Below are 10,958 nucleotides of genomic sequence, written 5' to 3'. Positions count from 1 at the left end.
ACGCTCCGGCGCCTTGCGATCGCACGCACCGGACACCGCGGGGCCCGCCCTTCGGGCGGACGACGGGACTTTCGACACACGCCCTAGCCCCGGCCCTTGAGCAGCGCGCAGACGAAGTTCTCCTGCACGGCCCGCAGCCGCTTCAGCAACTGCGGCTTCGAGCGCTGGTTGATCTGCGTGTTCACGGAGAAGGTCAGCGACCTGCGCCCGTCCGGCGTGGCCGCGATCAGCTGGGTGTAGCCCGCGGTGTTGCCGGTGTGCCCGAGCACGACCCCGCACCGGGTCGTGTACCGGAAGAGAGCGAGCCCGGCGTCGTTGCGCCCAGGCCCCGCGGGCTCGGACGCTCCACCGGGCACCCAGCGCCGCTGCTCCCGCACGACGTCACGTTCGGGGCCGTACAGCCGGCCCCCGGCGTACGCGCCGATGAACCGGCTCATGTCGGCGGGCGTGGAGACGATGCCGCCGGACGCCCACACCCCGGACATCCCGATCAGCTCGCTCACGTCCTCCGTCGGCTCGGGCGGGCTGACGTCGTACCCGTGCAGATACGGCTCCGGCATCCGGAACCCCTGCGGCAGGCTCGTCCGGTGCAGGCCGAGCGGCCCGTACACGATCTCGGCGAGCAGCCGCTCGTACGGGACGTGAGTGACCGCCTCCGCCATCAGCGCGACGGCGATGTTGTCCGAGTTGGAGTACTGGTAGCGGGAGCCGGGGCGGAAGCGCAGCGGCAGGTCGGCGGCGTAGTCCAGCAGCCGGCGGGAGTCGAAGCGGTGATGGGGGTCGGCCCGCAGGGTGTCCGCGAACGCCTGGGTCTGCGAGTAGTCGGGCAGGCCGCTGGTGTGGTTCAGCAACTGCCGCAACGTCACCTTCCCCCAGGCCCGGGGCAGCGCGGGCAGCCGCTCGCGCAGGGTGTCGTCGAGCTTCAGCAGGCGGTGCTCGACGAGATACAGGGCGACGGCCCCGCTGAACGCCTTCGCGGTGCTGGCGATCCGCATGGCGTCGTGGGCCCGTGGCGCGCGCCCGGTGTCCAGGTCCGCGACCCCGGCCCGTACGACCCGGCGCCGAGGCCCGTCGCCGAGCACGGCGATGATCCCGGGCGGCCCGCCCGGCGCCCGCACCAGCTCCTCCAGCTGCCGCCGCAGCGGATCGTGCGGATGCCCCTCACCCCGCCCGACGGCCTCGGCGGCCCCCGGAGCGAGCAGGGCGAGACAGGCGGCGACGACGGTGACGGCTCTGAGGGACCTGCGGGGGCGAGGGTGAGGGGGCATCGGCTCTCCTGGAAACGGCGTGCACGAGATGTGCCTCCCAGCGTCCCGGCCACCACCCCGAGAGGCAGCCCGCACTACTGCACCCGGCGCATCGGCATCCGCCCCGTCAGGGGCGCGGGGCCGTACCGTTCAGCGGCTTCGCCGCGGGGCGAGACCAGCTGCGGGCAGGATCAGCCCGATCAGGGGCGCGGGGAACTGCGCGACCAGCCACGAGCCGGCCCGCAGGTCCCCACCGCGATCAACCCCTACGGCGCCTAGGCCAGCCCAGCCTTCCGCAGGGCGTCGGCCATCGCCGAGTTCGACGGCGCCGGGGCGCCACCCTGACGGCCCTTGCCGCCGCCACCGGACCCACCGGACCCACGGCCACCCTGCCCCTGTCGGGACGACTGCCGAGGCGGTCGACGGTCCCCGCCGCGCTCACCGCGCCCCGAGCCACCGTTCCCACCCCCGCCGGAGGGATTCTCGTCGTCGAGCCGCAGGGTCAACGAGATCCGCTTGCGCGGCACGTCGATCTCGAGCACCTTGACCTTCACGATGTCCCCGGGCTTCACGACATCGCGCGGGTCCTTCACGAACGTCCGCGAGAGCGCCGACACGTGCGCGAGCCCGTCCTGGTGCACACCGATGTCGATGAACGCGCCGAACGCCGCGACGTTCGTCACGACACCCTCCAGGATCATCCCCGGCTCCAAGTCGGAGATCTTCTCGACGCCCTCCTTGAAGGTGGCCGTCTTGAAGGCGGGCCGCGGGTCGCGCCCGGGCTTCTCCAGCTCCTTCAGGATGTCCGTCACGGTCGGCAGACCGAACGTGTCGTCCACGAAGTCCGCCGCCCGCAGCGAGCGCAGCGTCCCCGTGTCGCCGATCAGCGAACCGACCGCGCCTCCGGTCGACTTGGCCATCCGCCGCACCACCGGGTACGCCTCGGGGTGCACGGACGACGCGTCCAGCGGGTCGTCCCCGCCCCGGATCCGCAGGAAGCCCGCACACTGCTCGTACGCCTTCGGGCCGAGGCGGGCGACGTCCTTGAGGCCCTTGCGGCTCGTGAACGGCCCGTTCGCGTCGCGGTGCGACACGATGTTCTCCGAGAGGCCGGCGCTGATGCCGGACACGCGCGCGAGGAGCGGGGCCGACGCCGTGTTCACGTCCACGCCCACACCGTTCACACAGTCCTCGACCACGGCGTCCAGCGAGCGCGAGAGCTTCACCTCGCTGAGGTCGTGCTGGTACTGGCCGACGCCGATCGACTTCGGGTCGATCTTCACGAGTTCGGCCAGCGGGTCCTGGAGCCGGCGCGCGATCGAGACCGCGCCGCGCAGCGACACGTCCATGTCCGGCAGCTCCTGCGAGGCGAACGCAGAAGCGGAGTACACCGAGGCGCCCGCCTCGCTCACCATCACCTTGGTGAGCTTCAACTCGGGGTGCTTGGTGATGAGTTCACCGGCGAGCTTGTCGGTCTCGCGGGACGCCGTCCCGTTGCCGATCGCGATCAGGTCGACCGCGTGCTCCTTCGACAGCTTCGCCAGCTTGGCGATCGCCTCGTCCCACCGGTTCGCCGGGACGTGCGGGTGGATGACGTCCGTCGCGACGACCTTGCCGGTCGCGTCGACGACGGCCACCTTGACGCCCGTACGGAAACCGGGGTCGAGGCCCAGCGTCGCGCGCGTGCCCGCCGGGGCGGCGAGCAGCAGGTCCCGCAGGTTCGCCGCGAAGACCTTGACGGCCTCGTCCTCGGCGGCCGTGCGCAGGCGCAGCCGCAGGTCGATCCCGAGGTGCACCAGGATGCGCGTGCGCCAGGCCCAACGGACCGTGTCCGCCAGCCACTTGTCGCCGGGCCGCCCCTGATTCCGGATCCCGAACCGGTCGGCGACGATCGGCTCGTACGAGGAGGGCGCCCCGTCGGCGGCCGGCTCCTCCGGCTCCAGGACGAGCTCGAGCACGTCCTCCTTCTCGCCGCGCAGCATCGCCAGGACGCGGTGCGAGGGAAGCTCCTTGAAGGGCTCCGCGAAGTCGAAGTAGTCGGCGAACTTGGCGCCCGCCTCCTCCTTGCCCGCCTTCACCTTGGCCGCGAGCCGGCCCCGCGTCCACATGCGCTCGCGCAGCTCGCCGATCAGGTCGGCGTCCTCGGAGAAGCGCTCGGTGAGGATCGCGCGGGCGCCGTCCAGCGCGGCCTGCGGATCGGCGACGCCCTTGTCCGCGTCGACGAACGCGGCCGCGGCGGCGAGCGGATCCACCGACGGGTCGCCCAGCAGGCCCTCCGCCAGCGGCTCCAGGCCGGCCTCGCGGGCGATCTGCGCCTTCGTGCGGCGCTTCGGCTTGAACGGGAGGTAGATGTCCTCCAGGCGCGCCTTGGTGTCGGCGGCACAGATCCGCGCCTCCAACTCCTCGGTCAGCTTGCCCTGCTCGCGCACGGAGTCGAGCACGGCGGTGCGGCGCTCCTCCAGCTCGCGCAGATACCGCAGCCGCTCCTCCAGGGTGCGCAGCTGGGCGTCGTCGAGGGACTCCGTCGCCTCCTTGCGGTAGCGGGCGATGAAGGGCACCGTCGAACCGCCGTCAAGGAGGTCGACGGCAGCCTTCACCTGCCGCTCCCGTACGCCGAGTTCCTCGGCAATCCTGCCTTCGATGGACCCAACAGTGGGTGTCGCCACGATCCCGTACCGCCTATGTCGACTGACGTTGCGCCGCAATTGTGGCAGGTGGCACCGTCAACGGAGGATCAGGGCGCGGCCCGGCCGGGTCGCACCGGGTGTCAGGCGGCCTTGCCGATGAGGTCGGCGGGGAACGCGCCGTTGCCCAGCGCCGTCCCGGTGAAGCCGGACGCCAGCGCGGTGAGGCGGGCGACGCCCTCGGCGCCGAGGTGCTCGTAGGGCGCGCGGTCGAGCTGGTCGGTGCGGGCCTCCAGGTCGGCGCGCAGGGCGGTGCCGGCCTCGGTGAGCGTGAGCTCCGGGTCGTCGGTCAGCAGGCCCCGCGCGCGCAGTCGGCCGGCCGCCGCGTCGAAGTCGTCGCGGCTCCACCCGCGCGTGAGGAGCAGCCACTTGGGGGCCATGCCCTTGCCGGTGGCGACGTGGCTCACGAGCGCCTCCAGCGGGTCGAGGCCGGCGCCGAGCAGAGCCGCCAGATGTCCGTCGCCGCGGTGCTCGCGCAGCAGCGTCGTCGCGTGCCAGTACGCCAGGTGCGGCGTGTCCGGCACCGGCAGGTCGGCGTGGGCCGCGTACAGGGGTCGGGCGTGCCGCGTGCAGGCCTCGGTGGCGCGCAGGGCCAGCTCGGCGGCCTCGGCCATCTCCGGGGAGGCGAGCGCGTCCGCGCCGAGCAGCCGGCGCAGGGTCGAGTCGACGGCCCGCTCGCGCGCGGCGAGGACGGTCTCGGGGGAGGCGACGCTCCAGACGGCGGGCAGGTGCCGGGCCACGAGCTCGTGGTTGAAGTTGTAGAAGGCGGCGGTCACGGCGCCGGGGCCGACGGCTCCCATGGCGGCGGAGCGTGCCGCGAAGTAGGTGGCCCCGCGGTCGGTGACGCCCACCGCGGCGAGCTCCTCGGCGAGGTCGGGCGAGAAGTAGTGCGTCGAGTGGAAGGGGTTCAGCACGTTGTGACAGCGGCGGGCGGCCCGCAGAGTCTCTTCGGAAGTCATGCCCGTACGTTACTGACCGGTCGGTACGTGAGGCCAGTGCGGGGCACGGAACGATGGCTGGAAAGGTGGGCTGCTCGTCATTGCGGCCGTGCCGGCCGCCCCCGAAGAATGACACGCATGCCGCCACGCCCACCGGCCTCGCCGACGCGCACCGTCCTGGTCACGCTCTACGACCAGGTCCAGAGCCTCGACGTCACCGGCCCCGTCGAAGTCTTCGCCGGGGCGGGGGCCGCGTACCGCGTGCGCACCGCGTCCCTCGACGGGGCGCCCGTGCGCACCTCCAGCGGTCTGACCCTCGTGCCCGACCGCGCGCTCGACGGCGCGCCCGTCCCGCACACCCTGCTCGTCCCCGGCGGCCACGGCACCCGGCACCCCGACCCGCGGCTCGTCGGCTGGCTGCGCGAGCACGCCCCGCGCGCCGAGCGGATCGTCTCGGTCTGCACCGGCGCCCTCCTGCTCGCCGAGGCGGGCCTGCTCGACGGCCGCCGCGCCACCACGCACTGGGCGTACTGCGCCCGGCTCGCCCGCGAGCACCCCCAGGTCGAGGTCGACCCGGACCCCATCTACGTACGCGACGGCAAGGTGGCGACCTCCGCCGGAGTCACCGCCGGCATCGACCTCGCGCTCGCCCTCGTCGAGGAGGACCACGGCCGGGACACGGCGCTCGCGATCGCCCGGGCGCTCGTCGTCTTCCTGCGCCGCCCCGGCAACCAGGCCCAGTTCAGCGCCCAGCTCGCCGCCCAGACGGCCCGCCGCGAACCGCTGCGCGAGGTGCAGCAGTGGGTGACCGAGCACCCGGAAGAGGACCTGTCCGTGGACGCCCTGGCCGCCCGCGCCCGCCTCTCCCCGCGCCACTTCGCGCGCGCCTTCCGCGCCGAGACCGGCCTGACCCCGGGCCGCTACGTGGACCGCGTCCGCGTCGAGCACGCCCGGCGCCTGCTGGAGGACACCGCGGCCGGTGTCGAGGAGGTCTCCCGGGCCAGCGGCTACGGCACGCCCGAGGCCATGCGCCGCGCCTTCCTCAAAGCCCTCGGCACCCCGCCCGCGGAGTACCGCCTGCGGTTCCGCGCGCACCCCTGAACCGAACTGTCCCACCGTCGAAAGGAAACCGATGCAGATCGCCATCGCCCTCTACGAGCGCTTCACCGCCCTGGACGCCGTCGGCCCGTACCAGACCCTCGGCGGCCTGCCCGGCGCCGACGTCGTGTTCGTCGCCGAGCGGACCGGGCCGGTCCGCGACGACTCGGGACGGCTCGCGCTCGTCGCCGACCAGACCTTCGGCGAGGTGCCGACCCCGGACATCGTCGTCGTGCCCGGCGGCCCGGTCGCGAGCGACCAGACGGAGAACGAGGCCCTGCTCGGCTGGCTGCGCGCCGCCGACGCGCACACCACCTGGACCACGTCCGTGTGCACCGGCTCCCTCGCGCTCGCCGCCGCCGGACTGATCGAGGGCCGCGAGGCCACCTCGCACTGGCTCGCCCTGGAGGAACTCGACAAGCTCGGCGCCCGCTCCACCGGCCGCCGGGTCGTCTTCGACGGCAAGTACGTCACCGCCGCGGGCGTCTCCTCCGGCATCGACATGGGCCTCGCCCTCGTGGGCCGGATCGCCGGCGACGAGGCCGCGCAGGCCGTCCAGCTCATGACCGAGTACGACCCGCAGCCGCCCTACGACGCGGGATCCCCGGAGAAGGCCCCGGCCCACCTCGTCGAGCGGTTCCGCAGCACGCGGGGCTGACCTCGCTTCTAGGGCGTGTGTCGAAAGTCCCGCCTGCCCCGCGGCGCCCGGCACGCACGCCCTAGGAGTTCACGGTCCACTCGAAGCGGGCCGGACGCCGCTCCAGGAACGCGGCGACGCCCTCGGCGGCGTCGCCGCTGCCCCGCGCCTGCTCCGCCCAGTACGGCTCCCGGTCGGCGCGGCCCGCCGCGAACTCCTTCGCCGCGGCCTGCGTCAGCTGGGAGCGCGAGGCCAGCACGCGCGTGAACTCGGCGACCCGCTTGTCGAGTTCCTCCTGCGGCCACACCTCGTCGACGAGCCCGGTCCGCAGCGCCCGCTCGGTGCCGATCAACTCGCCGGAGAACAGCAGGTACTTGGCGCCCGCCGGGCCCACCAGATCCGCGAGCCGCCGCGTGGAGGACGCCGGATAGACGATCCCCAGCTTGGCCGGCGTCACCCCGAACAGCGCGCCCTCGGCCGCGAACCGCAGATCGCAGGCCGCCGCCAACTGGCAGCCCCCGCCCACGCAGTACCCCCGCACCACGGCGAGCGTCGGCTTGGGGAACGCCGCGAGCGCGTCCTCCGCCGCCACCGCGAGCCCGGGCGCCGCGCCCTGACCCAGCGTGGAGATGTCGGCGCCCGCGCAGAACGTGTCACCGGCGCCGGTGAGCACCAGCGCGCGCACCGCCGGGTCGGCGGCCAGTTCCGCGAGCAGCGGGGGCAGCGCCGCCCACATCGCGTCGGTCATGGCGTTGCGCTTGGCCGGGTGATCGATGACGACGGTCGCGACACCGTCCGTGACCTCGTGCGTGAGCCGCTGTGCGGTCGGGGGAACCATGGCCGGATGCTATCCGCAGGCCGCGAACGTACGATCGAGGAGGGGTGCCGGGAGGAGGCGCCGATGGCCCGCAGCGACCATCACGACCGCGACCGTCACGACCGTCCGCACGCCGCGGACCCACCCGCCCGGGAGGCGGCGGGCGAACGCAAGAAGCTGCGCCGCGGCCTCGGCGCCATCGCCGTCCTGGGCGGCCTGCTCGTCCTCGCGGGCGTCGTCGGCCTCGCCTACACGGCCTTCGCCACGCTCACCTCGATGCTGCTCTTCGGCTGGCTGCTGCTCATCGGCGGCCTCGTCGGCCTGCTGCACGCGGTCCAGGCCCGTGGCACGAACTACTTCTGGCTCGGCTGTGTCGTCGCCGCTCTCGACCTGGCGGCCGGCGTCGTCGTGATCCGGCATCCGGAGGGCACGGCCGAGGCGCTCACCATGTTCGCCGCGCTGCTGTTCCTCACCGGTGGCGTCTTCCGCCTCGTCGGTGGTCTCGTCGTGCGCGGGCCGCAGTTCGGCTGGACCCTCGTGCAGGGCGCCTTCGGCATCCTGCTCGGCGTGCTGGTCCTCGGTAACTGGCCGGAGTCCAGCCGCTACGTCCTGGGCTGCTTCTTCTCGCTCGCCCTGCTCTTCGACGGGCTCGGCCTGCTGGCGACGGGTCTGGGCGGCCGGCGCATCGTCAGCCTCGTACAACAAGCTGAAGAGCCTCCGAAGGGCGAACAACCGGTGCAGGACCGGTCGCAGACCTGACCGGGGCACTCGCCGATGGTCAAATTCCGTCGATAGTCGCCGACTTGTGGTCAGTCGAGGGGTACGGACCAGGGGATTCCCACACTCGAAGGGTGGTGACAATCGAGCGCAAGGGCGGCGACCGGACGATGAGCGACCAGGGGCGGGACTCCCGTCCAGGGCCTCAGGGCGGCGGGGCGGCGCCGCCCGGCCCGGCCCTGGAGGCCCCGCTGCCCTACGAGGGGATCTGGAGGTTCACCGCGCAGGCGGTCGACGCCTCGGTGCCGCAGGCCCGCCGCGCGGTCCGTGAACTCCTCGCCCGGCAGGGCGTGCCCGCCTCCGACGACCTGGTCCACGGACTCCTCGTGATCGTCTCGGAGCTCGTCACGAACGCGGTGCGGCACGCCGCTCTGCTCTCGCCGATGCTCGCCGTGGAGGTCGCGGTCGGCGCCGAGTGGGTGCGGGTCTCCGTCGAGGACGACCACCCGTACCGGCCCACCGCCCTGGAGGCCACCAGCGGCCAGACCGGCGGCAGGGGGCTGCTCCTCGTGCGCGAGATCACCGCCGAGGCGGGCGGCGTCTGCGACGTCGAGCACACCGCGAGCGGGGGCAAGGTCATCTGGGCCGCCCTGCCCCTCCAGCCGCCCGCGGCGTACTGAGCCGGGCTACCAGCCCGCCGACGGGCCCGTCAGCTCGCGCACCGCGGGCCGGGCCGCGTCGAGCACGGTCATGAACCACGCCGAGAACGGGTCGCGGGCGTGCCGCTCGGCCAGCTCGGCGGCGGTCACGAACGCGGTCGCCCCGACCTCCTCCGGATCCGGAGCGAGCGGCGCCTGCACGAGGCCGACGAACAGGTGGTTGAACTCCTGCTCCACCAGGCCCGACTCCGGGTCCGGGTGGTTGTAGCGCACCGTGCCGGCCTCCGCCATCAGCGACGGCGAGACGCCCAGCTCCTCGAAGGTGCGCCGGGCCGCCGCCGCGAACGGCGCCTCGCCCGGGTACGGGTGCCCGCAGCACGTGTTCGACCACACGCCGGGGGAGTGGTACTTGCCCAGCGCGCGCTGCTGCAGCAGCAGCCGGCCCTGCTCGTCGAAGAGGAACACGGAGAACGCGCGGTGCAGCTGACCCGGCGGCTGATGGGCCGCGAGCTTCTCCGCGGTGCCGATCGTCCTGCCGTCCTCGTCCACGAGTTCCAGCAAGATCGCTTCTCCGGTGCCGTTCGACGAACTGTGCGCCGCGGTGGCAGGTGTGATCGGCATACCCATCCTTCGCTTCGGTCCTCGAACCCCAAGTCTGCCGTACGGGACGAATAGTGCCCGCACACACAGACCCCCGCATGTCCCGCCCGGCCGTGACGGCCGGGCAGGACACCGCGTTCGGCGCGGATCAGACGCCGAACGCGGCCGGGTAGGTGATCGTGCCCCGCGGAATCGGAGCGGAATCGTCGCCACCGCCGGGGACGAGCGCCATCAGGGCCTCGTCCGGCACCTCGAAGGACACCCGGACACCGAACCCCGAAGCGGGGGTGAACCCGAAGCGCGGGTAGTAGTCCGGATGCCCGAGCACCACCACGAGCCGCTCACCGCGCGCCCGGGCCGCGTCGAGCACCGCCCGGACCACGGCCGCGCCGGCCCCGGAGCGCTGGTGCTCCGGCCGGACGGCCACCGGCGCCAGCGCGGCGGCCGGCGCCCCGCCCACCGTGCAGCGGGTGATCAGCGCGTACGCGGCGACAGACCCGTCCGGCGCCTCGGCGACGTACGAGAGCCCGTCCAGCCAGGCCGACGCGTCGGCGCGCAGCGCGTCCACGAGATCGGCCTCGGCCGGGGTGGGGAAGGCCGCCGCGTTGACGCCGTGCACGGCCTCCCGGTCCTCCGGAGTCTCCGGCCGGGTCGGCCACGCGTCGACGGGACGCAGCGTGTAGCCCGTGTACCCGTACTCGGCGCCGTGCTCGCGCCGCATCGCCAGTTCCGCCTGCGTGCCCGCGAGCGCCTCGGCCATCCCGGGGCGGGACGGATCGGCGGCGCCGGCCCGCGCGGCGAGCGGCTCGTAGTACGCGTCCCAGTCGGACTCGGGCTGGTGGCGCACGCCGAGCACCGCGTACCCGGCGGCCGTGCACGCCCGCAGGTTCTCCTCGGTCGTCCGCAGCTTGTAGTGCTCCTCCCAGAAGGCGCGTGCCTCGGGGGAGGGGGCGTCGGTGGTCCACTCGCACTCGGTGAGGGCGAGCGTGCCGCCCGGCGCGAGCAGGGGCCGCCACCGCGCGAGGGCGGTGTCGAAGCCGATGCTGTACGCCGAGCTCTCGGCCCAGATGAGATCGAACGAGCCCGCCGGGTACGGCAGGTCGCCCATGTCCGCGGCCACCGCGTGCACCCGGTCGGCGAGCCCGCGCGCGCGGGCGGCCACGCGCAGCTCGTCGAGGAACGGCTCGTGCAGGTCCACGGCGGTTACCTCGCCCCCAGTCGCCTCCGCGAGCAGGAGCGCGGAGCGGCCCGGACCGCAGCCCAGGTCGAGGATGCGCGGCCGTGCGGGCAGCGGGCCCGCGAAGGAGAGCAGCCGCAGGGTGGTGGCGTCGGAGCCGGGGCCCTGCCGGGGCAGCCCGTGGTGCAGGGCGAAGAAGGAGTCACGAACGGCGTTCGCGGTCTGTTCGTCGGTCGACATCGGTTCGGTCGACTTCTGGTCGTCGGTCAAGACGGAAACCTTTGTGAAGGGGCCCGGCCGACGGCGCGCGAGAGCGTAGAAATGGTCAGCCGGTGGCCCGGAGAGTGGGGATGTACCTGTCGCTGCGCACGGCAGCGGTCACCG

The 10,958-nt window shown here is 73.7% G+C and carries 10 protein-coding genes; 4 read left to right on the top strand and 6 right to left on the bottom strand.

What is annotated here, in order from left to right:
- Window positions 1-83 precede the first annotated feature (83 nt).
- From ACZ4E1_RS37975 to ACZ4E1_RS37965, 3 genes are all read right to left on the bottom strand, one after another.
- Complete coding sequence (locus ACZ4E1_RS37975; RefSeq protein WP_467548243.1) at window positions 84-1,268, bottom strand: serine hydrolase domain-containing protein; 1,185 nt, start codon at window positions 1,266-1,268, stop codon at window positions 84-86.
- Window positions 1,269-1,522: 254 nt separating this feature from the next.
- Window positions 1,523-3,913 carry a Tex family protein gene (locus ACZ4E1_RS37970; protein ID WP_467548241.1) on the bottom strand — a complete coding sequence of 797 codons (2,391 nt, stop codon included), beginning with the start codon at window positions 3,911-3,913 and terminating at the stop codon, window positions 1,523-1,525.
- 101 nt (window positions 3,914-4,014) lie between these two features.
- Complete coding sequence (locus ACZ4E1_RS37965; protein ID WP_467548239.1) at window positions 4,015-4,890, bottom strand: SCO6745 family protein; 876 nt, start codon at window positions 4,888-4,890, stop codon at window positions 4,015-4,017.
- Window positions 4,891-5,007: 117 nt separating this feature from the next.
- Between ACZ4E1_RS37965 and ACZ4E1_RS37960 the strand changes: the two genes are divergently transcribed.
- Window positions 5,008-5,970 (top strand): GlxA family transcriptional regulator, encoded by a 963-nt coding sequence (locus ACZ4E1_RS37960; protein ID WP_467548237.1) that lies wholly within the window; start codon window positions 5,008-5,010, stop codon window positions 5,968-5,970.
- A 31-nt stretch (window positions 5,971-6,001) separates the two neighbouring features.
- Window positions 6,002-6,625, top strand: a complete 624-nt coding sequence (locus ACZ4E1_RS37955) for a DJ-1/PfpI family protein (RefSeq protein WP_467548235.1) — start codon at window positions 6,002-6,004, stop codon at window positions 6,623-6,625.
- Between the two features lie 61 nt (window positions 6,626-6,686).
- Here the strand turns inward: ACZ4E1_RS37955 and ACZ4E1_RS37950 are convergent, their stop codons facing one another.
- Window positions 6,687-7,442 carry an enoyl-CoA hydratase/isomerase family protein gene (locus ACZ4E1_RS37950; RefSeq protein ID WP_467548234.1) on the bottom strand — a complete coding sequence of 252 codons (756 nt, stop codon included), beginning with the start codon at window positions 7,440-7,442 and terminating at the stop codon, window positions 6,687-6,689.
- A gap of 63 nt (window positions 7,443-7,505) precedes the next feature.
- On the opposite strand from ACZ4E1_RS37950, the gene ACZ4E1_RS37945 reads away from it, so the two are divergent.
- Together ACZ4E1_RS37945 and ACZ4E1_RS37940 are read left to right on the top strand one after the other, a co-directional pair.
- Window positions 7,506-8,180: an HdeD family acid-resistance protein gene (locus ACZ4E1_RS37945; RefSeq protein ID WP_467548232.1), complete on the top strand. Its 675-nt coding sequence runs from the start codon at window positions 7,506-7,508 to the stop codon at window positions 8,178-8,180.
- A gap of 128 nt (window positions 8,181-8,308) precedes the next feature.
- Window positions 8,309-8,818 (top strand): ATP-binding protein, encoded by a 510-nt coding sequence (locus ACZ4E1_RS37940; protein ID WP_399127389.1) that lies wholly within the window; start codon window positions 8,309-8,311, stop codon window positions 8,816-8,818.
- Between the two features lie 6 nt (window positions 8,819-8,824).
- On the opposite strand, the gene idi is transcribed toward ACZ4E1_RS37940, so the two are convergent.
- Together idi and ACZ4E1_RS37930 are read right to left on the bottom strand one after the other, a co-directional pair.
- Window positions 8,825-9,418: an isopentenyl-diphosphate Delta-isomerase gene (idi, locus tag ACZ4E1_RS37935; RefSeq protein ID WP_467548230.1), complete on the bottom strand. Its 594-nt coding sequence runs from the start codon at window positions 9,416-9,418 to the stop codon at window positions 8,825-8,827.
- A 127-nt stretch (window positions 9,419-9,545) separates the two neighbouring features.
- Complete coding sequence (locus ACZ4E1_RS37930) at window positions 9,546-10,814, bottom strand: bifunctional class I SAM-dependent methyltransferase/N-acetyltransferase (RefSeq protein WP_467548247.1); 1,269 nt, start codon at window positions 10,812-10,814, stop codon at window positions 9,546-9,548.
- Window positions 10,815-10,958 lie beyond the last annotated feature (144 nt).

Source organism: Streptomyces sp. NPDC025806 (assembly GCF_055558275.1).
The sequence above is the reverse complement of the archived record's forward strand: the minus strand, read 5'-3'. Positions and strand labels throughout refer to the sequence as shown.